The organism is Myxococcus sp. SDU36, from assembly GCF_030168875.1.
Classification (GTDB): Bacteria; Myxococcota; Myxococcia; order Myxococcales; family Myxococcaceae; genus Myxococcus; species Myxococcus vastator.
On the sequence record NZ_CP077414.1, the window covers coordinates 1585861 to 1611428 of the forward strand.

25 protein-coding genes and 1 tRNA gene are annotated in these 25568 nt (G+C 69.7%); 12 read left to right on the forward strand and 14 right to left on the reverse strand.

The annotated features are described in order from the left end of the window. Nucleotides 1-2 precede the first annotated feature (2 nt). Nucleotides 3-2201 carry a peptidase domain-containing ABC transporter gene (locus KGD87_RS06605; RefSeq protein ID WP_284666639.1) on the reverse strand — a complete coding sequence of 733 codons (2199 nt, stop codon included), beginning with the start codon at nt 2199-2201 and terminating at the stop codon, nt 3-5. A gap of 225 nt (nt 2202-2426) precedes the next feature. Here KGD87_RS06605 and KGD87_RS06610 point away from each other — a divergent pair, with 225 nt between their 5' ends. Then, entirely contained in the window at nt 2427-2774 is a 348-nt protein-coding gene (locus KGD87_RS06610) for a helix-turn-helix transcriptional regulator (RefSeq protein ID WP_284666640.1), read from the forward strand. Nucleotides 2775-2906: 132 nt separating this feature from the next. Here KGD87_RS06610 and KGD87_RS06615 read toward each other — a convergent pair whose 3' ends face one another. Both KGD87_RS06615 and KGD87_RS06620 read right to left on the reverse strand, forming a co-directional pair. Then, complete coding sequence (locus KGD87_RS06615) at nt 2907-3182, reverse strand: hypothetical protein (RefSeq protein WP_284666641.1); 276 nt, start codon at nt 3180-3182, stop codon at nt 2907-2909. A gap of 91 nt (nt 3183-3273) precedes the next feature. Further along, nucleotides 3274-4800, reverse strand: a complete 1527-nt coding sequence (locus KGD87_RS06620; RefSeq protein WP_284666642.1) for a SulP family inorganic anion transporter — start codon at nt 4798-4800, stop codon at nt 3274-3276. Nucleotides 4801-5580: 780 nt separating this feature from the next. Between KGD87_RS06620 and KGD87_RS06625 the strand changes: the two genes are divergently transcribed. Continuing rightward, nucleotides 5581-5961 (forward strand): winged helix-turn-helix domain-containing protein, encoded by a 381-nt coding sequence (locus KGD87_RS06625; protein WP_284666643.1) that lies wholly within the window; start codon nt 5581-5583, stop codon nt 5959-5961. A gap of 3 nt (nt 5962-5964) precedes the next feature. Here the strand turns inward: KGD87_RS06625 and tnpC are convergent, their stop codons facing one another. The 9 genes from tnpC to KGD87_RS06670 all read right to left on the reverse strand — a co-directional run bounded on the left by tnpC (nt 5965) and on the right by KGD87_RS06670 (nt 14362). Continuing rightward, a complete protein-coding gene (gene tnpC, locus KGD87_RS06630; RefSeq protein WP_284666644.1) occupies nt 5965-7371 on the reverse strand; it encodes an IS66 family transposase in 1407 nt (468 codons plus the stop codon). A 381-nt stretch (nt 7372-7752) separates the two neighbouring features. Further along, entirely contained in the window at nt 7753-8928 is a 1176-nt protein-coding gene (locus KGD87_RS06635) for an IS4 family transposase (protein ID WP_284666645.1), read from the reverse strand. 560 nt (nt 8929-9488) lie between these two features. Further along, nucleotides 9489-9908 (reverse strand): hypothetical protein, encoded by a 420-nt coding sequence (locus tag KGD87_RS06640; protein ID WP_284666646.1) that lies wholly within the window; start codon nt 9906-9908, stop codon nt 9489-9491. Between the two features lie 51 nt (nt 9909-9959). Continuing rightward, nucleotides 9960-10589 carry a hypothetical protein gene (locus KGD87_RS06645; protein WP_284666647.1) on the reverse strand — a complete coding sequence of 210 codons (630 nt, stop codon included), beginning with the start codon at nt 10587-10589 and terminating at the stop codon, nt 9960-9962. 272 nt (nt 10590-10861) lie between these two features. Continuing rightward, nucleotides 10862-11329 (reverse strand): hypothetical protein, encoded by a 468-nt coding sequence (locus KGD87_RS06650; protein WP_284666648.1) that lies wholly within the window; start codon nt 11327-11329, stop codon nt 10862-10864. Between the two features lie 87 nt (nt 11330-11416). Continuing rightward, nucleotides 11417-12217 (reverse strand): hypothetical protein, encoded by an 801-nt coding sequence (locus KGD87_RS06655; RefSeq protein ID WP_284666649.1) that lies wholly within the window; start codon nt 12215-12217, stop codon nt 11417-11419. A 72-nt stretch (nt 12218-12289) separates the two neighbouring features. Continuing rightward, a tRNA-Arg gene (locus KGD87_RS06660) sits at nt 12290-12363 on the reverse strand. Between the two features lie 174 nt (nt 12364-12537). Further along, entirely contained in the window at nt 12538-13566 is a 1029-nt protein-coding gene (locus KGD87_RS06665; RefSeq protein ID WP_284666650.1) for a fatty acid desaturase family protein, read from the reverse strand. Nucleotides 13567-13747: 181 nt separating this feature from the next. Next, nucleotides 13748-14362, reverse strand: a complete 615-nt coding sequence (locus KGD87_RS06670; RefSeq protein WP_284666651.1) for a cell wall protein — start codon at nt 14360-14362, stop codon at nt 13748-13750. A 437-nt stretch (nt 14363-14799) separates the two neighbouring features. Between KGD87_RS06670 and KGD87_RS06675 the strand changes: the two genes are divergently transcribed. Next, a complete protein-coding gene (locus KGD87_RS06675; RefSeq protein ID WP_284666652.1) occupies nt 14800-15120 on the forward strand; it encodes a hypothetical protein in 321 nt (106 codons plus the stop codon). A gap of 9 nt (nt 15121-15129) precedes the next feature. Here KGD87_RS06675 and KGD87_RS06680 read toward each other — a convergent pair whose 3' ends face one another. Continuing rightward, entirely contained in the window at nt 15130-17307 is a 2178-nt protein-coding gene (locus KGD87_RS06680) for an ATP-binding protein (protein ID WP_284666653.1), read from the reverse strand. Nucleotides 17308-17459: 152 nt separating this feature from the next. Here KGD87_RS06680 and KGD87_RS06685 point away from each other — a divergent pair, with 152 nt between their 5' ends. From KGD87_RS06685 to KGD87_RS06710, 6 genes are all read left to right on the forward strand, one after another. After that, complete coding sequence (locus tag KGD87_RS06685; RefSeq protein ID WP_284666654.1) at nt 17460-18728, forward strand: CCA tRNA nucleotidyltransferase; 1269 nt, start codon at nt 17460-17462, stop codon at nt 18726-18728. A 97-nt stretch (nt 18729-18825) separates the two neighbouring features. Further along, on the forward strand, nt 18826-19872 hold the full coding sequence (gene mnmA / locus KGD87_RS06690) for a tRNA 2-thiouridine(34) synthase MnmA (RefSeq protein ID WP_163786875.1): 1047 nt from the start codon (nt 18826-18828) through the stop codon (nt 19870-19872). 28 nt (nt 19873-19900) lie between these two features. Continuing rightward, nucleotides 19901-20683 carry a hypothetical protein gene (locus KGD87_RS06695; protein WP_284666655.1) on the forward strand — a complete coding sequence of 261 codons (783 nt, stop codon included), beginning with the start codon at nt 19901-19903 and terminating at the stop codon, nt 20681-20683. Then, nucleotides 20640-21140 carry an HU family DNA-binding protein gene (locus tag KGD87_RS06700; RefSeq protein ID WP_502888007.1) on the forward strand — a complete coding sequence of 167 codons (501 nt, stop codon included), beginning with the start codon at nt 20640-20642 and terminating at the stop codon, nt 21138-21140. Before KGD87_RS06695 ends, KGD87_RS06700 begins: the two co-directional genes overlap by 44 nt. Before the next feature lie 134 nt (nt 21141-21274). Continuing rightward, the gene (locus tag KGD87_RS06705; RefSeq protein WP_284666657.1) at nt 21275-22138 is read left to right on the forward strand and encodes an SPOR domain-containing protein; all 864 of its coding nucleotides are present in this window, start codon (nt 21275-21277) and stop codon (nt 22136-22138) included. A gap of 27 nt (nt 22139-22165) precedes the next feature. Further along, entirely contained in the window at nt 22166-22528 is a 363-nt protein-coding gene (locus KGD87_RS06710) for a cupin domain-containing protein (protein ID WP_502888008.1), read from the forward strand. 24 nt (nt 22529-22552) lie between these two features. Here KGD87_RS06710 and KGD87_RS06715 read toward each other — a convergent pair whose 3' ends face one another. Continuing rightward, a complete protein-coding gene (locus tag KGD87_RS06715; protein WP_284666658.1) occupies nt 22553-23146 on the reverse strand; it encodes a hypothetical protein in 594 nt (197 codons plus the stop codon). Nucleotides 23147-23240: 94 nt separating this feature from the next. Between KGD87_RS06715 and KGD87_RS06720 the strand changes: the two genes are divergently transcribed. Genes KGD87_RS06720 through KGD87_RS06730 form a run of 3 tightly spaced genes read left to right on the forward strand, consistent with a single transcriptional unit; the run spans nt 23241 to nt 25393 of the window. Continuing rightward, entirely contained in the window at nt 23241-23420 is a 180-nt protein-coding gene (locus KGD87_RS06720; protein WP_002640579.1) for a ribbon-helix-helix domain-containing protein, read from the forward strand. 23 nt (nt 23421-23443) lie between these two features. After that, nucleotides 23444-24403, forward strand: coding sequence for a UDP-glucuronic acid decarboxylase family protein (locus tag KGD87_RS06725; RefSeq protein WP_284668590.1), 960 nt, complete (start codon nt 23444-23446; stop codon nt 24401-24403). Nucleotides 24404-24448: 45 nt separating this feature from the next. Next, nucleotides 24449-25393: an NAD-dependent epimerase/dehydratase family protein gene (locus KGD87_RS06730; RefSeq protein ID WP_284666659.1), complete on the forward strand. Its 945-nt coding sequence runs from the start codon at nt 24449-24451 to the stop codon at nt 25391-25393. Nucleotides 25394-25568: the final 175 nt, after the last annotated feature.

Consider the following 25568-nt stretch of genomic DNA (forward strand, 5'->3'; position numbering starts at 1 on the left):
GTTCAGCGCTCCTCCGGGCTCGAGCCCGCCATCAGCTCCGCCAGCGTGTGGCGCCGGGTGATGCGCCGCACGGCCGCGTCCTCCTCGCTGGCCAGCACCACCAGCGTCCACAGCGCCCCGGGTGACAGCAGCGAGTCCATGACCTCCTGGCGTCCGCGCTCGCTCAGGCCTTCCAGCACCTCGTCCAGGACGATGAGCCGGGGGGCGCCCGCCAGCGCGCGCGCCACCATCAGCCGCCGCACCTGGCCGCTCGACAGCGGTGCCCCGCTGGGGCCCAGCGGCGTGTCCAGCCCGCGCGGCAGCGACAGCACGGCCTCCAGCAGCCCCACCGACTCCAGCGCCCGCCGCGCCTCGCTCGGGGGCACCGAGGCGCGCCCCGCGCGCACGTTGTCCAGCACCGAGCCCTCCAGGACCTCCACGCCCCGCACCAGCGCCACCTGCGAGCGCAGCGCGGCCAGCGAGACGCGCCGCGTGTCCACCCCGCCCACCGCCAGCCGGCCCTGGGTGGGCTGGCGCAGGCCGAAGAGCAGGTCCGCCAGGGTGCTCTTTCCGCCCCCGCTGGGCGCGAGGAGGGCCACCTTCTCCCCGGGCGCCAGCTCCAGGTTCAGTCCCGTCAGCGCCGCCCGCGCCTCGCCATGCGAGAAGTGCACGCCGTCGATCCGCACCGGCAGCCCGTCGCGCTCCTCCGGCAGCGGCTCCTGGTGGGGGCCGTCCTCCTCCAGCGGCAGGTCCACCAGGTGCCCCAGCTTGTCCAGGGCGGCCTGCAAGTCATAGAAGGCCTCCACGTGCTTGCCGAACTTGACGAACGAGGTCAGCACGGTGGTGACGATCAGCTCGGCCGCCACGAGCTGGCCCAGGGTGAGCTGCCGCTGGATGACGAGCCAGCCGCCCAGGCCCAGCAGCAGCGCGCTGGCCACGACCTGCAGGCCCAGCGAGCCCACCACCTGCCGGAAGACGACGCTGAAGTGCCGGCGCCGCGCGCCCAGATAGCGGCGCGTCAGCACGTCCGCCTGCTCCTCCGCGAGCACCGCCCCGTCCCGCGAGCGAAAGGCGAGCGGGTGCCGCGCCAGCTCCTCCAGCCAGGCGGCCACCGCGTACTTCGCCTTCGACTCCTCGATGGCCGTCGCCGTGCCGCCCTGGCCGAGCACCAGGATGATGAAGGCGGTGGCCGCGATGAGCACCACGTCGAAGGCCAGCAGCACCGGGTGGTAGAAGGCCAGCACCACCATCCCGATGAGGGCCTGGAGCACGAGGCTGACGCCCTCCAGGAGGAAGATGGACAGCGTCTTCTGGAGGGTGAGCACGTCGAAGAATCGGTTGACCAGCTCCGGGCCGTAGTTGCGGTCGAACGTCTCCTGCCGCACCCGGGGGATGCGGTGCGAGGCATCCAGCGCGACGCGCGCGAACATGCGCTGCTGGATGACCTCCACGACGTGGGTGTTGAGCGCCCGCAGCGTGGCGGCGAAGGCCAGCGCCGCCATGACGAGGATGGACAGCACCACCAGCGGCTGCAGCAGGGTGCCGAACGTCACCGTGTTCACCAGCGCCTGCACGGCCACCGGCGTGGCCAGCGACAGCAGGCCCGCTGCCACCGCGTAGACGAGCACCACCTTCAGGTCGTCCCGCTCCAGCCACAGCAGCGAGCGCAGCCGCTGCATGGGCGTGGGGTGGTCGCCGTGGCCGTGAGGGTCGCCGCCTCCAAGCCGCTCCAGCGGCGCGGCGGGCACCGCCACCGTCCAGTCCAGCGGTTGCGCCGGAGTCTCAGCGCCCGCCGTGGCCATCAGCGCGGGCCCGCCCACCCAGTCCGGGTGCGCCACGCCTCGCGAGTGGACCCGCACCTGCCCGGGCCTGCGCGCGGTGACGAGGCACCAGCCCTCCGGCCCGAGCAGGGCAACCGGCAGGGGCACCTCACCCGCCATCACCTCGCGCACGCACGCGCGCCGCGCCACCGCGCGCAGGCCCACCGCCTCGCAGGCGGATGCCAGGCGCTCGGGCCAGGTCCGTCCGGCCGCCGCGCGTTCGCCGCGCGTCCACCGCTGCACGGCCTGCGCCTCCACGTTGACGCCCGCGGGCGCGCCCAGCGCCTCCAGGACCGGCAGCAGCGCCTCCAATGAGAAGCCGTCAGGCGCCGCCGCCACCTCATTCCCTTCGCGCTCCCGCAGGGCGCCTGACGCCTGGGGCTCCGTCACTGAGTGAGACATGAACCGTTTCTCTCCGTCGAATGGATTCCTGCCGGGAAACCTCGAGAGGCCTGGGGCTCTCCTCCCGAACCCCTCCCGGACCAGGGGGGCGGAGGAGGTGGCGTCCGTCCCTGCTCGGTCCGCATTTCTGGAATATAAATTCGCGACGCTTGATGCGCGACTGGAAATATGCGAATTTCGTGTCGCTTGTCAATCGTCGTGGATTCGAGCAGTGGCGGGAGCCTCATGGACGCCTTGAAAGGGACGCACCTGGAATTTCCCTCGTGGACGTTCCTCACCAACCACGCGCACGTGCTGCTGTGCATCGCGGCGGACCCGGAGGTGCGCCTGCGGGACGTGGCGTCGCGGGTGGGCATCACCGAGCGCGCGGTGCAGCGCATCGTCAGTGACCTGGAGGAAGGCGGCTACCTCCAGCGAGAGCGCGAGGGGCGGCGCAACCACTACACGGTGCGCGCCGACCTGCCCCTGCGCCACCCGGTGGAGCGGCACCGCAGCGTGGCGTCGCTCATCGCGCTCGTGGAAGGCGAGGATGACCCAGCCCCGCCGCGCAAGGCCGTCCGCCCGAAGCGCTGACCGGGGGGGGACGGGGCCACCGGCTTCGCCAGTTGCCGCAAGGAGCGCAGCCCTGGAGCCTGCTTGGAGTGTTGTGCAGGTCTCCGTGCGCGCGCGCCGTACCGCGGTGTCAGGGCGGGCAGGGCTGTGTCGCTACATCGCGACGCAGCCGTAGACCTTCTCGTAGTAGGAGGTCTTCGTGCCGGTGAGGACCGTCTCCGGTGTGCTGCATCCGCAGAGCAGCTCACCGACCTTGGTGACCTTCGCGGGCTCCGCGTAGTACGTGACGACGTAATCCCGGCCGGTGATGTCACGACAGGGGATCGCCTGGGCCTCCGTTTCGAGCCCGGCGGCAGCCTCCTCCTCGATGCCGCCACAGCCCGTCAGCAGCCCTACCGCCAGCAGGCCCACCATGATGCCCTTACGCATGAATTCTCCTTTTGTAGGAAGGTGATGCGTAGCCAGGATAGCTGGGTAACCTGGCAATGGCACCTGGGGGCAGGGGAGTGCATGGTTCTGGTCAGTGGCCGCTGCTGAGCGACGCCCCCGGCTTGTCATGAATGCCGATGCGCCCGAGGAGCGTGGCGCTCGCCTCGTTGAGGCCGATGAGCGTCACGACCACGCCCCGGTCGCGGAACTTGAGCACCACCCGGTCCACCGCCGCCACGGCCGAGGCATCCCAGATGTGGGAGTGCGTGAGGTCGATCTCCACCGCCTTGACAGGCTCCCTGAAGTCGAAGGCGCTGGCGAAGCCCTCCACGGAGACGAAGAAGATCTCGCCTGAGACGCGGTAGTGCCGCTTCAGGCCATCGGGGGCGAGCGAGCTCTCCACGTTGACGAGCTTGGCGACGGTGCGCGCGAACAGCAGCGCGCTCAGCACCACGCCCACCGCGACGCCCTTCGCCAGGTCATGGGTGAACACGACGGTGACCACCGTCGCCACCATCACGATGGAGTCGCTCATCGGCATGCGCCGCATGGCCCCGAGCGACTTCCAGTCGAAGGTGCCGACGGAGACCATGAACATCACCGCGACGAGGACGCCCATGGGGATGCGCGCCACCCAGCTCCCCAGCACCAGGATGAGGAAGAGGAGCAGCACGCCCGCGGCGAAGGTCGAAAGCCGGCCGCGGCCACCGGAGCGCACGTTGATGACGGACTGGCCAATCATCGCGCAGCCCGCCATCGCGCCGAAGAAGCCCGCGGCGATGTTCGCGAGCCCCTGGCCGGCGGCCTCGCTGTGCTTGCAACTGGGCGAGTCCGTCATGTCGTCCACGACGGCGGCGGTGAGCAGTGATTCGAGCAGGCCCACGAAGGTGAGGGTGAGCGCGTAGGGGAAGATGATGCGCAGGGTGTCGAAGGTGAAGGGCACCTGGGGGATGTGGAAGAAGGGCAGCGCGGTGGGCAGCGCGCCCATGTCCCCCACGGTGCGCACGGAGGCGCCGCTGAGGAGCGAGATGGCGGTGATGACGACGATGGCGACCAGCGGAGACGGAACGGCCTTCGTGAGGCGTGGCAGCCCGTAGATGATGGCCAGCCCCCCGGCGACCATCGCGTACATCTGCCAGTTCGCGCCGACGAACTGAGGCAACTGGGCGAGGAAGATGAGGATGGCGAGCGCGTTGACGAAGCCGGTCATCACCGCGCGGGGGACGAACTTCATGTAGCGGCTGAGTCGCAGCAGCCGGAAGGTGAGCTGAAGCACGCCGGTGAGGATGGTGGCCGCGAAGAGGTACTCGAGGCCGTGGTTCTTGACGAGCGTGACCATCAGCAGCGCCATCGCGCCCGTGGCCGCGGAGATCATCCCGGGGCGGCCTCCGAAGAAGGCCGTCATCACCGCGATGATGAAGGAGGCATAGAGGCCCACCTTCGGGTCCACGCCCGCGATGATGGAGAAGGCGATGGCCTCTGGGATGAGCGCGAGCGCCACCACGGGCCCGGCCATCAGGTCGCCGCGAACATTGGAGAACCACTCCGCTTTCAAGCGAGGAAGGTCGAGGAATCGCGAGCGGCCGTTGGGGGCCGCCTGGGAAGAAGCGGTGTTCATGGTTGAGCTGTTCTCGTGAGGGAGCCGTACCCGCGGACCCATGGGGCCCCGAGCACGCGGATGAATCGAGCAGCGCCTCGACGGGCGCGGTGTGGGCGACGCCGCACGCGCTCCGTCGGGACGGAGTGACAGGTCAGGGCGGAGGCCGGGCAGGCTCGCGAGCGGCAGAGCGCCGCCGTGCAGGCCGCTTCGGCTGCGCAAGGACGCGGGGGCAGGGTGGCGTCATCGGCCCGGTCTGGCCGCTTCCTCGCATCAGGTGCCGGCGGTCAGCTTCGCTCGGCTGTTCCAGGACGAACCTGGGCGTCTGAGGAGAGGGGCGCATGGAGCAACGGGACAGGCAGCCCCTCATGGAAGGGCTGGACGTGCCCGGCAGATCTCACATCACGCGGGAATCCGCAACCCACCGTGCCGGCCCAGGTGCGGGGCTGGAGCGTGCGCCAGCGGCCCGCCAGGAACGCGAGGGGCCCAGAAAAATGGGGGTCTGCCCTCAGTTCCCCCTCGGAAAAATCCCGATTAATTCCGCAGCGCCAGATTGTACCGCGCCGAGCAATCACGTTGTACCTGTCCTGCGGCGCCGTGATGGACGGGCGCTCAGCGGTGACGGGCGCGGTGCTGCCCCCATTCCGGGAGTGCTCCGTGCTTGTGCGTGCCGGCTGGCTCGCCGCCGCTGGCGTCTTCCCGTCCATCGCGGCTGCCTACGAGTCCTGAGCGCCACCCCTTTCAAGGTAACCGTTCAGGGGTGGTGTTGAGGCCGTCGTCGCGGTGTGCAACCCGTGGCGGATGCACACGAAAACCCCTGCGACGCTGGAATCGAAGATTGAACGACTGGTCCACGAGCACATGGTGGAGCAGCAACGCCTGGTGAAGGCGGCGGTGGAGCGAGCGTTCTCGGTGTTGGCTCCCGCGCCCTCCGTGGCGATGCAGCGGCAGGGGACGAGAGTCCGACGCTCTTCAGGTGCCGTCGCCAACCTCGCGAAGCGGTTGCTCGATGCGGTGCAGGCGTGTCCGGGCGAGACGATGACGGTCATCGCCGCGCACGTCGGAGAAAAGCCTCGGGCGCTTCATCGGCCGATGATGCGGTTGAAGCACGAGGGCCGCGTGCGCAGCGCAGGAGAGCGGAACGCGACGCGCTACTTCCCCATGGGCGGGAAGGCCACGTAGCGCTCAGGGCGCGGCGAAGAGCGAGGGCGGGGGCGCCCCCGTCCGGGCGGTGGTGCAGCAGGCCGTCAGGAATTCGAGCACATTCTTTTCCTGCTTGCGGGCGGTGTGCGCCACCGTCATCACCCTCTCGGCGAAGAGGTTCCCCCGGGTGCTCTGTGTGCCGAAGCTTCGCTTGCGCCACAGGACGAAGGCGCGCAACTCGCGCTCCGCGTGGTTATTGGTGGGCTCGACTCCGTCCCTGTCGACGAAAGTCCACAGCGCCGCCCGGTGCTCGAGGATGTCCTCACAGGAGCCGGAGACGTGCGGCAGCCTCGCGGCCACCGCGCGCTCAAGCAGGGCCTCCACCTGGGCGCGTACTGGGGCCATGCGCCCTTGCAGCGTGTCCCGCTGCAATTCGCCGCTTTGGAGTCGTCCCCAGTAGTCGAAGAGGATGCCGATGTAGTCGAGGAGCTCGCGCCCAATCGCTCCGGCTGGCCCGTCGCGCTCCGAGAAGGAAATGGCCTTCCTCAAGAGGTGAGCCCAGCACACCTGCCGCGCTTCCATGGCCCAGAAATTCAGCGCGGTGGCGCGGTCGCTCACGAGGACACCGAGCTTCAGGCCGAAGAGCGCTGCGAGCGTCCGCGACTTGCCGTCCATCAGAATCTTGAAGACGGTGGCCATTGACGAGGCGATGGTCCACAGCGCGCGCGCCTGGCCACCCTCAAGCCACTGGGTGCCGTCCGTGTGCTTCACCGGCGCCGACAACACCTGGGCCCAGGCCTCGTCCACCGCGGGCTTCACCGCCTCGCTGACGCGCGCCTCGACGGCGCTCACCGCCCCCAGAGAAATGTCGATGCCCAGCACATCCCCCAGAAGCCTCACCGCCGAGCGCCGACTCAGGTGGTAGACGCCCGTCAAAAGGCCAACGACGGCGGATAGCCGCGGGCCGAAGGGCGACGCCGGAATCGGCGCGGTGCTTGCCCACGTCTCATGGTTGCACCTGGGGCACTCCACGCCATGGCGCACCCACTGCGTGACGTGGGCCTTGAGCGGCGGCAACTCCACGGACTGGTAGCGCCGCACCCGCGTGCCGCCTTCGGGCGAGAGGGGAGTCCAGCAATTCTCACACGCGGACGGGAAGAGGTGCTTGAACTCGCTCACCTTCTCCTCGGCAACCAGCGCGCGTGTCAGGCCTTTGTGTCCCGGCTGACCCCCGCGCTTCTTCCCACTCCCGCTCTGCTTGCGCCGCTCCGCCTTCTGCCCCGGCGTATCGCTCGACGGTGGCCGGTTCGAGTTGCCCGAGTTGCGCCGCAACTGCTCCCGCAGCTCCTGCACCAGTCGAGTCAGCTCTTCGACTTGACGCTCGAGCTCCGCGATGCGCGCATCCTTGGGGTCGACCTCGGCCACGACACGCCGTGTCCCATGCCCCACGCCGCGTTAGCGAGCGACGAGCCTACCGTCGGCTGCTGGCCTGCTCCTTCTTCAACCGCTCATCCCACCTGAACGCTTACCTTTCAAGGTGTTGGGAGCGTGCCGTTCCCTGGGGATGTCGGGCGCCGCGAGAGCCCTCGCTCGCGACTCTCCGCGCCCCCGTGGGCGGTTTTTTCGTGTCCTGGCTTCGTGAAAGACGCCTCGTTCCCTGGAGTCACGCCGCGACGGACCGATTTTAGACAGTCATTTCGCGTCTGCGCCGCAAGGAAGAATCGCAATGGCCTGCCTCAAAGCTGTCAGGTGCGTTCGTCTCCCCGTAGCACCCGCGCCGTCGAGACATGCCGGTTCACTTCTTGCCTCGGCGCATACCCTTTCTTCACCTTAGAGCTTCTCGGGAATGGCCATCATCATCCCGCCATAGGTGGCCTTCACTTCGTCCGCCACGTAGTAGCTGGACACCTCCGCCGGCTTCAATCGGTGTTCTGTCTCGACTGCCGCCAGCATCACCGCCAGCACGTTGTACGCCATCACCGCCAAGCCAAAGGCCAGCAGCGCCGCTCGCGGGTAGCCCAGCGTGCTCACCTCGCTCTTCAACACTGACTCCAGTCGGCCGAACATCCCTTCGATGCTCCATCGCCGCCGGTACAACCCCGCCACTTCCTTGGCACCCATTCGTTCAGTGGGCACGTTCGTCAGCAGCCGAGTGCAGGTGTCGCCGTCCTCGGTCGGCTTCTCCAACCGCAACTCAATCCGTCGCAGCCGCATCCTCCGTCCCTGCTCGTCCTCAATCTCGACGGCCTGCTCGAAGACGACGCCCGTTTCGACTCGTCCCACCTTCTTCATCGGCCCTACCTCGGCCGGGCTCGGGGAGCGGCCATGCTCGCGGATGAGGAAGGTGGTCTGCTTGTCCGCCACGGCGAAGAGAATCCGAGTCGTCGAGAAGTTCCTGTCCGCCAGCCACAACTCCCCCGGCTGCACTCGCTCCAGCACCGGCCCCATCAGCGCGCGCTCCTGCGCGTGCGCATCCTCCGCTGGCACCATGTCCACCACCAAATCCCATTCCGGCGCGTACACCACCAGCGACTGGCCGGGCAGTGCCGCTCCCCGGAAGCCTCGCAGGGACTTGAGTCGTTTCTGGCTGGCTGCCAGGTGGTTTCCATCCAACACCCGCACCCGGTAGCCCGCCGCCCAGGACGGCTGCTGAAGCTTCAGTTGCCCCAGCACCGGCGTCAGTCGCTCCGCGCACCCCTGCACCAACCGCCGCACCACCCGCGGCTCGGTGTGGTTCACCTTGTCGTAGAGCGCCTGCATCGACACCTTCAACCCGTCGCTGGCCTGGGCTGCGGCATGCAACGAAGGCCGCAGGCCCAGGGCCACCAGCGCCATCAGGTCCACCTCGGTGGAGAAGAGCAGCTCCCGGGTGTACTGCCGCTGGCGATGCTGCTCGAACAAGCCGTCGAGCCACTCGGGACTCAGGGCCCGCTGCATGAGCAGTCGCGCCATGACGGGCAAGGGGCTTTGGTTCACGAAGCGCTCGAAGACGACGTCCAGGGCCATGTCTCCTCCTGCGGCCATACCTCCCTGAAAGATGCGCTCGGGGGCCCCTCCCAGCGCCCCTGCCCGCAACGAGCGCTACCTCCCCCGATACCCCTCCCGCCAGGGAGCCTCCCCCATCACCTTGAAAGGGGTGCCCGTGAAGCCCTACCTCCAGAACGCCCTCGTCACCCTGTATCTCGCCGACTGCCGCGACCAACTCGTGGACCTACCGTCCTCGTCCGTGGACCTCCTGCTCACGGACCCGCCTTATGGCAGGGCCTACGAGGGGAAGGGGAAGACGGCCGCCGCCATCCGCGCCGACGGCTCCCGCCAGGGGATGCGGGTGCTGCGCCAGGCCCTGGCCGCTGCGAGCCATGCGCTGGCGCCTGACGCCCACGCCTACGTGTTCTGCCACTGGGAGTCGTGGCCCGACTTCTACGACGCGGTGTCGGCGCACCTGCGCATCAAGGGCGCCCCTCGGGGGGCAGCCCCAGGTCGCGTGACACATCCGGCGGGGCGGCTGCACGCGGCTGCCCTGCCGGGCCATGCCGGCGCATCCCCGGCGGCGACTTCTCGTGCGACTACAGCCGCACCGCGAGGATGCGCCAGCCTTTCACATCAACCGCATAGGTGGCACCCACGTCCAGGATGGGGGCCGTGGCGATGTCGCATGCATCCGGGTTCGGGATGATGCTGACGAGCACGACGCCATCTGAGGCGGGTGCCGTTACGACCTCGTAGGACTCGCGGCGGTTGAGGCACTCGTAGAGCGGCGTGGCGTCGCTGGGCAGCTTCCGGTCCCAGGGCAGGAAGTCGTCCATGGCGAGCTGGATGGCGCGAAGGGTGGTGCCGCTGATGACCTGTCGCCCCTCGGTCGGAAACGCGAGCGGGATTTCGACGATCGCAGCCTCTTCCGGTGGGGCATGGACTGGGCGCGGCGGCTTCTGGAACAGGGCGCATGCCGGGAGCATGCAGAGAAGGGGCAACAGAACGCGCTTCATGGGGCCTCCGTGCGGGCCACGATTCCGGATGTGCATCGACACGCTCATCCCTCAGTCATCCACCGCGGTGACGACCCCGAGGCGCTTGTCCTCTTGCTTGATGATGCCCACCAGCTTCCATCGCTTGCGTTGTCGGAGGTAGACCTCTCCGGGTTGCTCGCTGCCGAGATTCGGCACGAATTTGGTGATGGTGCAGGTGCGGTCGAACTGGATGCGGATGCTCCAGATTTGCGTCGCTTTCAGTCGGTCCGTTTCCGACATCGGCGAGGGGGACCATGGGTGGCTGTGGAAGTCCCCGAGCACAATCGCCCGGCCTCTTTCGTCGACGACGTAGCGCGGGGGGATGCACTTCTTCAGCTTCGCGGGGCCAACGGGCGCGGGCTCTCCCAATGGTGAGGCTGCGCTGGCGTAGTAGACGCCGTCTCCGAGTGAGTAGATGGCGCCGCAGTACTCCTGCCCGTAATCGCCCGTCGTCGCGTTCTCTAGCTTCATGACGGTGGGGCAGAGCTGGTCGATGACCTCGTCCACGTTGGATGACGGGGTGACGGCTTCCCAGGGCCCACGGACGTAGACATGGGGGCCTGTGCGCCAATAGTCCCGCGTACCGCTCAGCTCAGGGGCACCGGCACAGCCGATAGCCACGCTGAACGTCGCGACGCGTCCCAACCGCACTGCTGACATGAACCCCTCCTGCCCGAAATCAGGAATTGAAGTCCATATATGACAAATATTTAAGTCGCTCCAATCTTGTTTCCCGCTTTGTGGCTGGAATGCCCGCACGAGGGATGTCCTTCCTCCCGATGCGGGCTGGCGCCGGACGTCATCGGCGCGAGAACAGCCCCCTGGCGCAGGGCGCGGACTTGAGGCTGTTGGGTGCCTTCACGGTGAGTCTCCGGTGTGGTGGTGGCGTGGGCCCCGCTGGCGCGACTGCGCCAGCGGGGCAGGGCGGCGCGTCAGTGAGTGGTGCAGGGGACACAGCGGCGGCCGTTCTCTTCGGCCTTCTCGTTCAGCACGCGGACCAGGCCGCGAGCGCCGGACGTGTCGCCGCCCTCGTCGTCGCAGTACTTGTCGACCGCGTCGTCGAGGACGTCCCTCCAGTCCGCGCTCCAGCTCACGGCATTGGGGCGCAGCCTGAGCCCCTGCGCGCGCTCCAACTGGTAGGCATCGGACAGGCAGGCTCGCAGGTACTCAGCGCGCATGCAGTCCTGCTCGAAGGGCTTCATCTGCTGGAAGCCAGCTTCGTGCGCGGGGCCGGTGATGATGCGGCCGGTGTCGCTCAGCATCGAGTTGGCGCAGACGTCCCACGCATCCGAGGGGACACCTGGCGGACTGGCGAAGCCATGAAGACGCCACGACTTGGGGGCGAAAGAGCAGCCGACAGCGGAGAGGGTGCACAGCAACAGCAGCGTGAAACGCTTCATGACGAACTCCAGGTGTTGGGGGTGGGCACTGCATGGGTCCCGGTCTTCCGAGCCGTGCCGGGTCAGGACGGCGCGACGGGCCGCGTGTCAGTCCGTCGCGCTCGTCGTGCGCCCCCGCGCCTTCACCTTGTCGTCAGCCAGCTCCTGCTCGCGGCGCAGCTCCGAGGCGCGCAGCAGGCCGTTGAGCGCCACCAGCGCACCGGTGAGCACCTCCGTGGGAATGGAGTCCTGGCTGGCGAGCTGCTCCTGGATGCTCCACTGGCCTTCTTCAAATGCCCGCAGGACGGCCAGGTCCTTCTCCATGCCCGCGAAGCGGCAGGGCATGCAGCGCGCGCGTCCGAGGGTGGCGCACACGCACGGCGGCGCGTCGCCCTGGCCGAGCGCGTCCAGCACGCTCCGGCAGTCCACGGCGTCCAGCACCAGGGAGCGCCCTGCGCCGTCCGCCACCTGCAGGGCGGCGTGCAGCACGGGGCCAACGGAGGCCCGCGCCGGGTCCGCTGGCGAGCGGACAACGCGCAGCGTGGCCTTGGTGTGCTTCTTCGGGGCGCTCACCGTGCTCCCCCGGTCTTGCGCGTGGTCCGCCGGGGAGCGGAGTCCGTGGGGCTGGGACTGCCGTCCAGCGTCCGCGACGCGGCGGACTTCCCCGAGGGCCTTGGTGAAGGCGGCCAGCAGGCCGGCCATGCGGCTCTTGGCGCGCACGGTGCCGGCGCCGTAGTCCACCTCCCAGCTCTCGCCCGCCTCATCAAGGCGGCGGAACTTCAGGGTGAACTTGGCCGGCAGGAGGCTCCGGCGGGGCTGCGGGGAAGAGGGGGCGCCAGTCGCATCGGGCCGATGAACGGCATGGCCCGGCGAGTGTCTAACCTTGCCGCTACGCCACGCCAGCGCCACGGCGCCATCAGCGGGAGCGGCACTTGCTCCATCCCCCGCCCGAATCCCCAGTGAGGACGGGCGGTTAGGATGTGACCCCGACAGGAATCGAACCTGTGGCCTGCGGTTTAGGAAACCGCCGCTCTATCCAACTGAGCTACGGGGTCGTGCTCTCAAGTCACTGCGCTTTCTGGAGGAGGCCCGCCAGGAAGATCCAGCCATGCTCCCCAAGGCGGGGCGCATGCACAGCGGTGTGCGTTATAGCAGGCGGCCCGGCGCGCGCAACGCGCCAGCATCACCGTTTCCAACCCGCGGCCCCCTCGGGGCCCTTCCAGGCGCCCTCAGCGGGACGCGGGAACGTCCCGGAACCGGACCATGCGCCCCCGCTCCCCGTCCCAGACGTTGAGTCGCAGACAGGCCAGCACGTCCCTGGGGCGCAGGGTGGTGGTGCGGGGGTTCTGGAGCTCCGGAATGGCGGCCATGGCCTCCGGCAGCCGGTAGAAGGGGATGCGCGGGTTGAGGTGGTGGACGTGGTGGTAGCCGATGTTCCCGGTGAACCACGCCATGACGGGGCCACAGGCCAGGTAGCTCGACGCCTCCAGGGCCGCGCTCGCGTGTGTCCAGTCCGGGTCCTCGCGCAGCGCGACGTCCGGGAAGTTGTGCTGGGAGAAGAAGAGGTACGCCCCCAGCGCGTAGCCGATGGACAGCGGCAGCGCCATCGCCGTGAGGTACACACCCAGGCCCCCGAAGGAGAGCACCGCCACGCTGATGGCCACGTGGAGGAGCACGGCGAAGCCCGCGCTCCAGTAGCGCAGCGGGTGCTTCACGAACGGCACGATGCACAGCCCACTCAAGAACGCGAGCGGATACGCGAAGAGCATCACCAGCGGATGCCGCTCCACCACGTAGGCCAGCCGCTCCAGCGCCGTGGCCTCACGCCACTGCTGCGCCGTCCACGTGGTGAACGTCCCCGACGAGGAGGCCGCCAGCCGGGCCGTGTTCGCGTGGTGGTGGTTGTGCGTCTCGCTCCAGACGCGCGGCGGCGTCAGCAACAGCACCGCGTGGGTGTGGAACAGGGCCTTTCCCAGCCGCGAGCCCGACAGCAGCGAACCGTGCAGGTAGTCGTGGACCAGGATGAACGAGCGGACCAGCACCAGCGCCTGCACCACGCTGCCCACGACGCGAAGGGGCCACCAGGGAGGAAGGGTGGCGAGCGCGATGGCGCCCAGCAGGGCCACGAAGGTGGTGCCCACTTCCCACCAACTTCGCCGCGGGTCCTGCGCGGCGAAGGGCCGCGTGCGGGCGATCAGGTTCCGCTCGGCGTCTCGGGAGAGTGAGGTGAAGGCGCTGCTGCGGGTCGCGGAGTCCATTCGGAGGTCCAGGGCTGGCACGGCGGCGGCTGCCGCCGATTCGAGTCCCTGGAACCATGCCCGCCCACTGTCATGCGACCGTCATGGGCGGCGCTATTGGCGGACGCCCCCACGGATGCTGCGATGCGTTGGAGGCCACGCTGCCCCGTCTGGCCCATGGGACTCGACGGGGCACGGCTCGTCACGAGCGATGCTTGTTGGCCCGGAACTCGCTGGCCCACTGCTCGACGATGGACGCCACCTGCTCGCGCTCGGAGCGCTGCGCGGTCGGAATCACCGAGGCCTGGGCCAACTGCAAGACGGGCTGGCTGTCGCCACTGGGCGTCGGGACCACGGGGCTGACGCCCTTCTTGCGGACCCAGACGCGAGGCCCCTCGCTGGGCCGCACGGGCGCCGGGGTGATGGCGACGGTCTCCATCGCCTCCGCGGACTCGCGGCGCTTCCGCCCCAGGATGACGTCCGGAATGCTGTTCGGCGCGGCGTCTTCCGTCCACGCGTGGTGCAGGCGGCCGGACGCCACCATGAGGCGCCGCTTCTGGTAGTGGGCCGCGCAGTAGCCCAGGCTGCGCACGGGCCGCTTGCAGCCGATGACGGCGCAGGGCCGGGCTTCCGGAGCGGCTTCTTCCTCGGGCCCCGCATCCAGGGTCGCGAGCGACGAGGCCAGGACGTCCAGCGCCTCCTCCGGCAGCTCACGCCGCGGCTGGCGGCGGGGACCGCTGGGAGACAGGCTCTCCGCGATGCGCACGAGCGTGTCCGTCAACGGCGACAGTTGCCCGGCGAGCTCCTCGGCCAGCACGGTGCGGAACGCGCGTTCCAGCGGCGGCAGGGATGAGGCGGGAACGCGCGTGATTCGCGTGGAGTGATGAGGCGGGGCGGAACGAAGGCTACGGGTTCTTGGCATGTCGATGAGTGCCTGTGGTCGCTGCCGGCTGCTTCAGGGGACCGCGGAGCGGACGGCCGTGGCGTTAGCACACCTGTGGCCGACCGCCCAGGACAGCCTGTCAAAGGGCTCGTGAGTGGATGTTTCGCGGCGATAACCCAAGCGGTGCGTCCCCATGTCAACACGGCCCACGTCCATTCAATCCCGAGCCGCGCCCGCACCTCTCAGGTATGTCGGAATCCTACCTGTCGAGGGGTCGGCATGACTTCCATGGAGCACACTTCTTCCTGGGTTGAAACAGACTACTGCGGCAGGATGCGCATGTCGTGCAACTTCACTGAGAGGATTTGCCCGTGCGAAACATCTCGGCTGTCGCGGTGTCCCTGGCTGCTGCTGGTGTCCTGGTGGCGTGTGGCGAGGGCGTGGACCTGAATGAAGAGGGGGCAATCCCCACCGCCCCGGAGGCTGTGTCCGCGCCCGCCGAGGTATCCGCGCAGGCGTGCACGACGCTGTACCGTCCCCGGGTTACCACCTACTGGACGTCCTTTCCCATTGAGCGGGAGGGGCAGGTGGGCCGGTGCACGACGGCCAGTGACTGTTCCGTGACGTGTGTGGGCGAGACATCGCAGTACGCCATCAACGGCCAGTTCTTCTACTGCACCTACTGCCCCTGACGTGACGTCTCAGCGCTCCACGCCGGCAGCACCCGGCGTGGAGGCGCCTTCCGACTGGCGACAGCGCGACTCGGCCGCGCGAGCGTTCGCGGCCTCGTCTCCACGCCCTGCGGCTTCAAGCAGCGCCGCCGCGCGGGCGTAGTGTCCGGCGGCCTGTCCCTTGGGCAGCAACTGTTCGTCAGCGTGCGCGGCGGCGAGCAGGAAGGGAAGGGCGCGGTCCTCCTGCCCCGCCTCCATCCAGTGGTGCGCCAGGACGATGGCGGGCGCGCCGTCCCGCTCGAAGACGCGCGCCAGCCGCCCGTGCAGGAAGCGAGCGGCGGAGTCGGACACGCTGGCGTGGACCGCTTCCAGGACCAGGTCGTGGGTGAAGCGCTCCGCCACGAGGAGCTGCGCGGACTCCAGCTCGGACAGCGCCGCGTGCAGCTCCGCCGCGCTGACCTGGAGCACCTCGGGCGCCAATGCGGCCCGGAAGTGGAGGTCGGCGCGCGCCGCCAGCTGCGCCGTGAGCCGGGCCAGGGGCGTGAGGCGCTCCAGGCGGCGTTGGATGAGCGGCCCCACGCGGCCCGGAGGTGGGAGCCGGCGCGGCCAGTCCCGGTGGAGGGCATCCGTCTCGATGAGGTGCTTCAGCGTCTCCATGATGTACAGCGGGTTGCCCCCCGTGTAGCGCGTCAGCGCCTCCGCGTGAGGTTCCGCGCCCGGAAGCGCCAGTCCCGCGAGCAGCTGCCGGACCTCTTCGGGCGCGAGCGGCCCCACCTCGATGACGCGCGCGAGCCCCGTGTCCACGAGCTTGCGCACGTTGGCTTCGGAGTAGGGCGGCAGCTCTCCCTCGCGGTAGCAGTCGATGAAGACGGGCGCGCGGGCCGGCGCTTCGTACTTCCGCTCCATCATCCGGGTCAGCGCGTACACGAACAGCTTCGCGCTGGCCTGGTCCCAGTACTGGACGTCGTCGACGACGATGACGTGGTCACCCTCGTGCAAGAGGGCCAGCGCCTCCGCGTGGGCCTCGTGGAAGCGCAGCGCGTCGGCCTCGGAGGTGAGCGGTGGCAGGGCGGTCCCATTGCCCAGCTCCGGCACGAGGCGCGACAGCTCCGTGCGGACCCAGTCCGGCATCACCACGCCGGGGCGTCGGGCCAGGTGGGCCCGGAGCGCGCGCGTCTGGGAGGCATAGGGCACCTCCTGGTCACCCGGGCGGGCTTCGAGCCGAAACCACGTCCCCACGGACGCCGCGAACTCCTCGGCGAGCCGTGTCTTTCCGCTGCCCGCGTCTCCCGCGACGAAGAGCAACTGCCCCGCCTCCAGGCCTTCCTGGAGCTGGCGCAGGGCGTGCTGCCTGCCCGCGAGGACGGGCGGGCGCAGCACGCTCACGGGCAGGAGGGCTCGGGTGGGGAGGGGGGCCGCGGTCCACGCCGCATCCCTTTCGATGTCGCGCACCAGGGTGAGTGTCTCCTGCATGGGAGAGACGCCCAGGTCATGTGACAGCGTGCTGCGCAGCCGCTCGAAGGCCGCGAGCGCCGCGCCCCGGTCACCCCGGAGGTAGTGAAGGCGGATGAGGTGACGGCCGGCCTGCTCGGACTCCGGCTCCTGCCGCACCCAGGCCTGGGCCAGGGCCAACGCGGCGGGCCAGTCCCTGGCGTCCATGCGGCGTTGGACTTCGGCCTCGCGGGCATTGCGCACCCAGCCCTCGACGGCGGCGCGGGCCCCGTCCAGCCACCGTGACAGCTCGTCGCAGTCGTCGAAGCTCACCCCCGTCAGCAGGCCCACGTCGGTGCCCCGCAGCAGCGCCTGGAGGACCTCGGGGGACAGGGGCTTGCCCGCGGCGCACTTCAGCCGCGCGAGGTCCAGCGTGACGTCTGGCGACAGGCTCAGCCGGTGGGAGTCCCCGTCCACCAGGTCCGTCCCCCCGCAGCTCAGCCGGAGCCGGCGCAGCAACTGGCGCATGTTGTTGCGCACGGCGGCGGGCGGCGAGTCCGGCCATAGCAGGTTCGACACGGCGGCCTTCGACGCGGGGCCCTCCATGCCCAGGTAGGCCAGGAGGGTGGCGGCTCGGCGGTCCAGCCTCACGCGCAGTCCGTCGGGCCCTTCCAGGTGGGCATGGCCCAGGACTCGAGCGCTCCACCCCGGCAGCTTCACCTGGGCGACTCCGTCATGTGACTCCACTTCCGGCCTGTTCGACCCCATATCGAACATACGGAACGGTGCCGGAAGTTGGTCTTGGGATAAATGGTTTTCTTTGGATTGCTTGTGCACGGCGCCACCCGTCTCGGCGCTTGGAACGCGGGAGGCTGGCCGGTACAACGCGCCCCTGGGCCCGCGGGCATGTCGTCCTGGCCCCGGCTGTCATGATCGCGAACCTCCACAACGCAGACATCCCCCAGCCCGTGCTGGACGTCATCGCGCGGCTGCGCGAACTGGGCCACGCCGTCTACCTGGTGGGCGGCTGCGTCCGGGACATGGTGCGCCAGGTCCACCCCAAGGACTTCGACGTGGCCACCAGCGCGCTGCCGCAAGAAGTCCAGGGCGCCTTCCGCAAGGTCATCCCCACGGGCATCCAGCACGGCACCGTCACCGTCCTCCAGAACGGCACGCACGTGGAGGTGACGACGTTCCGCTCGGAGGGGGACTACCTCGACGGCCGCCGGCCCAGCTCGGTGGCCTTCGAGCGCGACATCGTCAAGGACCTGTCCCGGCGCGACTTCACCATCAACGCGATGGCCTACAACCCGCTGGACCGCGAGCTGGTGGACCCGTTCGGTGGACAGTCGGACCTCCAGGCGCAGCTCATCCGCTGCGTGGGCTCCGCGCTGGAGCGCTTCTCCGAGGACGGCCTGCGCCCCCTGCGCGCCGTGCGCTTCGCCGCGGTGCTCGGCTTCTCGCTCGATGCCGCCACCCGGGACGCCATCCCCGCCACGCTCGGCGTCTTCCGCAAGGTCGCGCTGGAGCGGGTGCGTGAGGAGCTGGTGAAGCTGCTCCTGTCACCCCGTGCGGAGCGCGGCCTGCGACTGCTCGCGGACACCGGGCTTTTGGACGTGTTCCTCCCGGAGCTGGCGCGCGCGGAAGCCCCGGTCGCCGCGTCCGCCCGGGCCGCGGTGCAGGCTTCGCCCTTGGAGGTGGAGGTCCGTGTCGCGGTGCTGCTGGCCGACCTGGTGGACCGCGCCCAGGCGCGTGACATCGGCCTGCGGCTGAAGTTCCCCAACAAGGTGGCGGACCTGGTGGCGCTGCTCGTCGAGCACGCGCAGGCGGAGACGCGGGTAGGGGCGCCGGACGCCGCGCTTCGCCGACTCCTGGCCCATCTGGGACCGCCGCGGCTTCCGCTGTGGGCAGCGGTCGTCCGTGCCCGGGTCGGGGTCCGCCAGCCGGCGGCGCTTCAGGAGGTGGAGGCGCTCATCGCTCGCGTGGAGGCGCTCGCCGCCGCGAAGCCTCCATTGACGGCGAAGGACCTGGCGCTGACGGGAGGCGACATCATGGCCGCCCTGGGCGTGGGGCCGTCTCCCATCGTGGGCGAGGCCACCCGGTTCCTCGTCGAGTCCGTCCTGGATGAGCCGGGTTTGAACACGGCCGACGCCCTGCGGCAGCGGCTGCAGGCGTGGCACGCGCAGGCTGCTCGCTGAGCCGGCGGGCCGCGCGGCGTGACGGGTGTCGGGAAAGGACGCTCCTCGCGTCCTCCCCGCGTGCGCCCGGACGCGCGGGCGTGTAGGAAGGAGCACCATGCGAGTCGTCGTTGCGATGAGCGGCGGGGTGGATTCCTCGGCCGCGGCCGCCCTGCTCAAGGAGCAGGGCCACGAGGTCATCGGTATCACCCTGCGCGTCTGGTCCTACGAGGGCAAGGCGACGTGCGGGAGCTGCTGCAGCCCGGATGACATCGATGACGCGCGGGCCGTGGCCCAGACGCTGGGGATTCCCTTCTACGTGGCCAACGCGGAGGAGATCTTCCAGGACCGGGTCATCAACCCCTTCGTCCAGTCGTACCTGGGCGGGCGCACGCCCATCCCCTGCGTCGCCTGCAACCGGGACGTGAAGTTCAACTTCCTCCTCAAGCGCGCCCGCGCGCTCGGCGCCCGGCTGGCCACGGGGCACTACGCCCGCGTGGAGGAGGTGGACGGCCGCTTCGTCCTGCGCCGCGCCGTCGACGCCGCCAAGGACCAGAGCTACTTCCTCTTCACGCTCGGCCAGGATGAGCTGCGCGACATCCTCTTCCCCGTGGGCGGCATGACGAAGGCGGAGGTCCGCGCCGTCGCGGAGCGGCACGGCCTGGTCACCAGCCAGAAGCCGGAGAGCATGGAGATCTGCTTCGTGCCGGACGGCGACTACGCGGGCTTCGTGGAGAAGGTCGCCGGGCCGCAGCCGGCCGGAGACATCGTGGACACCGAGGGCAACGTGCTCGGCACGCACCAGGGCATCCACCGCTACACCGTGGGCCAGCGCAAGGGGCTCAACCTGGGGGGCGGCGAGGTTCGCTACGTCCACCGGCTGGAGCCGGAGACGCAGCGCGTGGTGGTGGGCCCCGCCGAGGGCACCGGCCGCGACAACTTCGGTCTGCTCCAGCCCCACTGGGTGGACGGGCCGCCTCCGGCCAGTCAGCCGGTGGAGGTCCGCATCCGGCATCGCCACTCGGGCGCGCAGGGGCGGGTGCATGTCTCGCCGCACGGGCTCGTCTCCGTGAAGCTGGACGCGCCCGCGCGCGCCGTCACCCCCGGGCAGGCCGCGGTGGTCTACCATCAGGACCGCGTGCTCGGCGGTGGTTGGATTGTCTGACCTCGCGGTGCCTCGGAGGGTGCGGCACATGGCGCAGCGCCTCGTGGGATGTCTGATAGCGGTCGTCACCGTCTCCGTGGCCGCGGGCTGCAAGGAGCGCTCGGACAAACCCGTCGCGGGGCTGCTCGCCGCCGGTGCGCCGGTGCTGCGCGCGGAGGGCAAGCAGTGGCGGCCCATCGCCGTCGGCTCGCAACTGCTGGGGCATGACGAGCTGAAGGCCACCGGCCCCGCGGTGCTGGAGTTCTTCGGCGGGGGCCTGCGCTTCCTGGAGAAGGGCGACACGCTGGAGGTGGGCGACGCGGACGAGGCGAAGCTCCATGGCGTCAACCTGCCGTCCCGCCACCTCGTGGAGGGCAAGCTCCAGGAGGCGCCGCGCCCGCTGCGCATCATCGCCGCGCGCTACACCCAGGTGCAGGTGACGCCCGCGAGCGCCCAGCAGGAGGACCCGTACAACGCCAACGGCTACTTCGCCGCCTTCTTCACGCCCAACGGGCTGTCGCCCAGCAAGGCCACCGACGAACCGCCGCGAGATGGCCCTCGCAAGCCGTTGCCGCCTCCGCCACTGCGCCCCCGCGTGCCACACATCCACGCAGGCAACCTGGGCGAGGGCGGGCTGGTGGCCATCGTGGAGGACGGCTTCATCGTGGCGGAGACGGACGACCTGGCCTCCGCCGTGCTGCTGGAAGGGGGCGAGGTGCCCCTGGGCCGCACGGTGCGTCTGGTGGTGCCCGACGGCGCGGAGGTCGTCCTTCGCACGCAGCAGGGGCGTGAAATTGAAGTCGAAGGGCCCGCGGACGTCCGGCTGCGGTGAGGGGCGGGGAGGGCGGTTTGTCCTTCGGGGGCCCGCTTCGGTAGAGTCCGCGGTCGCCCAGCGGGAGGTGTGCATGACGCGCAGTGAGCTCATCGAGCGCATCGTGGAGCGTGCACCGCATGTTCCACGGCGTGAGGTAGAGGCCATCGTCCACGCCGTCTTCGAGCAGATGTCCCAGGCGCTGATCGCCGGGAGGCGAATCGAGCTGCGGGGCTTCGGCGTCTTCTGCGTCCGCGCGCGCCGGGCTCGCACGGGCCGCAACCCCAAGACGGGCCAGCGCGTGTCGGTGCCCGCGCGGCGCACGTTGTCCTTCGCCGCCGGCAAGGAGCTGCGCGAGCGGCTCAACGCCCCACCCGCCACGGCGGCTTCCCCCGCTCCGGACACCCCTCCCGGCGAGGCGCTGTCGTCGCTGCCGCTCGCCGCGGGGTCCCCGCGCTCCGTGCCCGTCACGGGTTGACGGTGAGGCTCGGAGTCGTTCCGCGAATTTGACCGACCCAGGGGTGGGGCGTACTTTGCCCTCCATGCCGTCGCTACAGGCCGCAACACGGATTTCGTGTGGCCGTCGCGACCGCGCCCGAGGACTTTCAAGCCATGCGTGATGCTCACCGGATGAAGGAGAAGTTCGACGTCTCGCTGGACAACCGGCAGATCGTCAGCCTGCTCATCGCCGGCATTGTCGTGATGGGCGCTGTCTTCGTGCTGGGGGTCGTCGTCGGCAAGAAGCTCGCGGGCAACGCGGATGCCGTGGCCGCGCCGGACCTGCTCTCCGCGTTGGATGCCAACGCGCAGGCGCTCCAGAACGTGCAGCAGGAGCAGCCGCTCACCTTCCCGGATGAGCTGACCCGCAAGGCCGTTGCAGAGCCGGTGGCGCCGCCGCCCCCCAAGCCCGCCGTCGCCAAGGCCCCGCCGCCGGCGGAGAAGCCGAAGCCGCCCGAGCCGAAGCCGGCCACCGCGCAGCGCCCGTCCCTGGCGCCCACGCCGGACCCGGACACGGGGGAGCTGCCGCCGGAGGAGTCCGAGCCGGAGCGCGTCGTCGTCGCCGAGGCGCCCACGGCGCCGGTCCCCGCGAAGGCGGTGCCGGTGTCGGGCAAGGTGGAGGCGTCCGCCGTCCCCACGCGCACCACCACCACGGAGGGCGGCGGCCTGAAGGAGGCCATTGCCCGCGCCACCCAGCGGCCGGCGCAGCCCGCCTCGCCGCCCGCGCAGGCCGTGAAGGGTGGGGCCTTCACGCTCCAGCTCTCTGCGTTCCAGGACCGGCAGGAAGCCGACCGCTTCGCCGCCCGGTTGCGTGACCGGGGATATGCCCCCTATATCCTGACGGCCGAAGTGGCTGGCAAGGGGACGTGGTACCGCGTCCGCATGGGAAGCTTCGCCTCGCGGGATGCGGCCACCCGGTATCTGTCAGACTTCAAGCGTGAGACTTCGCTCGACGCATTCGTGGCCGGCACGAACTAGAGCGGGACGAGGAAGACGGAAAGCGCCATGACGACGACGAAGCGGGTGGAGAAGCCCTGGGGATACGAACTCATCTGGGCTCACACCGAACGCTACGTGGGCAAGCTGCTGCACGTGAAGCAGGGCCACAAGCTCAGCCTGCAGTTCCACAACCGCAAGGATGAGACCATCCACGTGCAGAGCGGCAAGCTGCTCTTCGTCGTCGACGAGGGCCAGGGGCTCATCGAGAAGGAGATGAACCCCGGTGAGAGCTACCACATCAAGCCGCTCACCAGGCACCGCATGGTGGCGCTGACCGACTGCGACATCCTCGAGGTCAGCACCCCGGAGCTGGACGACGTGGTCCGGCTCGAGGACGCCTACGGGCGCACCGGCACCAGCAACCCGTAGCCGCTGTCCACCGCGGCGGCCCGCCTACTCGCGGGCCGTGTTGTTCGGGTTGCGGGTCCACTTGTCCACCGTGCCGTCCCCGTCCAGGTCCTCGCCGATGCGGTCCACCTGGCCCCCCTCCCAGTACTCCCAGTAGTCGATGCGGCCGGCCCCGCGCGTGTCGCGCTCCTTGCGCACCAGCTTGCCGCCTTCGTAGTAGATGAAGCTGTCCGGGCGGCCGTCGCCGTTGGTGTCGCGCTCGCGGCGCGTGTTGACGCCCTTCTCGTAGAAGTAGGTGGAGTCCACGCGGCCGTCGAAGTCCAGGTCCAGCGACTCGCGCGCCTTGACGCCGCTCGCGTCGAAGTAGCGCGTCAGGTCCACGCGGCCGTCCCAGTTCAGGTCCAGCTCCTGGCGCACCTTCCGTCCGTCCACCGTGTAGGTCCACACGTCCGGGCGGCCGTCGCCGTTGGCGTCCTGCGGGGTGACCTCCTCGTTGGCCGCGCCTTCCGGGCGGATGGCCTCCCCGGCCTGCCGGCCCCTGGCGGCGCCGTCCTGCTCCGCCGACTTGCCGCTGGCACAGCCGGCCAGGGCACCCGAGGCCATGAAGCCCAGGAAAATCAACTGCTTGTAGCGTGGCATGGAGAACTCCCAGCGTCCGGGGGCCGCCTGGCGACGTCATTCGCACGAGATGCTTTCGCGCGACACGTCATTCCATATATTTTCACATATCGCCATGGCCCGAAAGAAAGTCAGCACCACCATCTACATCACCCCGGAGCAGAACGAGCTCCTCAAGGCGCTGAACCAGAAGACGAAGGTGCCCGTGGCCGAGTACATCCGCCAAGGCATCGACCTGGTCCTGGAGAAGTACAAGGCGCAGCTGCCGGGGCAGTCGACGTTCGACGAGCTGTGAGAGAGAGGCGTGACGTGAAGAGCATGCGTGGCAAGCGGGTAGCGGTCCTGGGCGGCGCCGGCTTCGTCGGGTCGCACCTGTGTGAGCGTCTTCTGGATGACGGCGCGGCGGGGGTCATCGCCGTGGACAACCTCATCACCGGCAACGAAGAGAACCTGCGCACGCTGAACGGGCGGCCGGGCTTCTCCTTCGTGAAGGCGGATATCACCGAGCGCATCCCGGTGGAGGGGCCGCTGGACTACGTCTTCAACATGGCCTCGCCGGCCTCGCCCATCGACTACGCGCAGCTCCCCCTGGAGACGCTGCGCGTGGGCTCCATCGGCACGGAGAACGGGCTGAAGCTGGCGGAGGCGAACCAGGCGGTGTTCCTGATGGCCTCCACGTCGGAGGTGTACGGCGACCCGCTGGTGCACCCGCAGCGCGAGGACTACTGGGGCAACGTGAATCCCATTGGCCCCCGGTCCGTGTACGACGAGGCCAAGCGCTACTCGGAGGCCATCACCGCGGCCTATGGGCGCACCAAGGGCGTGCAGGTCCGCATCGTCCGCATCTTCAACACCTACGGCCCGCGCATGCGCCTCAACGACGGCCGCGTGGTGCCGGCCTTCGTGGGCCAGGCCCTCAAGGGCGAGGACTTCACCGTCTTCGGGGACGGCAGCCAGACGCGCTCGTTCTGTTACGTGAAGGACCTGGTGGACGGGCTGGTCCGGCTGATGCTGTCGGACGAGCCGAACCCGGTGAACATCGGCAACCCCCGGGAGATGACCATCCGTCAGTTCGCGGAGGCCGTGCGCGCGGCGGCGGGCGGGGGGGGCACCATCATCGAGAAGCCGCTGCCCAAGGATGATCCGAAGCAGCGGCAGCCGGACATCACCCGCGCCCGGACGCTGCTGGGCTGGGAGCCGAAGGTGCCGCTGGAAGACGGTCTTCGGGAGACCATTGCGTGGTTCCGAGAGGTTGCCGGCACGAAGCCCGCGGCATAGTTTGCCGGCGCGTCGTTGCTGCAAGCCCTGCAGGTGGGAGGTTGCGTGAAGGTCCTGGTGACAGGTGGCGCGGGCTTCATTGGCTCGCATGTGTGCGATGAGTTCCTGCGCGGTGGACACGAGGTCATCGCGTTGGATGACCTGTCCGGCGGCAAGCGGGAGAACCTGGACCCGCGCGTGCGCCTGGCGGTCCACGACATCCGCAGCCGCGAGGCGTCGGAGCTCATCAAGTCCGAGAAGCCCGACGTGCTCTGCCACCTGGCGGCGCAGATGGACGTGCGCCGCAGCGTGGACGACCCGAGCTTCGACGCGGATGTGAACATCCGTGGCATGCTCAACCTGCTGGAGGCCGCCCGCGTCTCCGGGGTGAAGAAGGTCATCTTCAGCTCCACGGGCGGCGCCATCTACGGCGAGCAGGACGTGTTCCCGGCGCCGGAGAGCCACCCCACACGGCCCATTTCGCCCTACGGCGTCTCCAAGGCGTCCGGTGAGCTGTACCTGGGCTACTACCGGGCGCAGTACGGCCTGCCCTACGTGGCGCTCCGCTACGCCAACGTCTACGGCCCGCGGCAGAACCCGCACGGCGAGGCGGGCGTGGTGGCCATCTTCAGCCAGCGGCTCATCGCCAATCAGGGGTGCACCATCTTCGGCGAGGGCAAGCAGACCCGCGACTTCGTCTTCGGTCCGGACGTGGCCCGCGCCAACCGGCTGGCCTTCGAAAAGGACTACGTGGGCGCCATCAACATCGGCACGGGCGTGGAGACGGACATCAACCGCCTCTACGCGCTGCTGGCCGAGGCGGCGGGCTCCAGCGTCTCCGTCGCGCACGCGCCCGGCAAGCCGGGGGAGCAGCTGCGCTCCTGCGTGGACAACGCGCTGGCCAGGAAGGTGCTTGGCTGGGAGCCAAGCGTCGACGTGCGCGAGGGCCTGCGCCGCACCATCGAGTACTTCCGTCAGAAGGCTGGCGCGCCCGCTCGCGCGCACGGCTGAGCGGCGTCCGGTGCCCCCGCTTCCATCCGAGGCGGGGGAGGGCGGTACCCCTTCCCATGCGCGTACCCGGGCCGGCCGTGAGGGCCGGGGACCGGGCGTGCCGGGCGGGGGCTCGGGGCTTGTCCCAGGGGCGTTCGCCCGGGATGGGCGCTGATGACTGGGGAACAAACAAGCT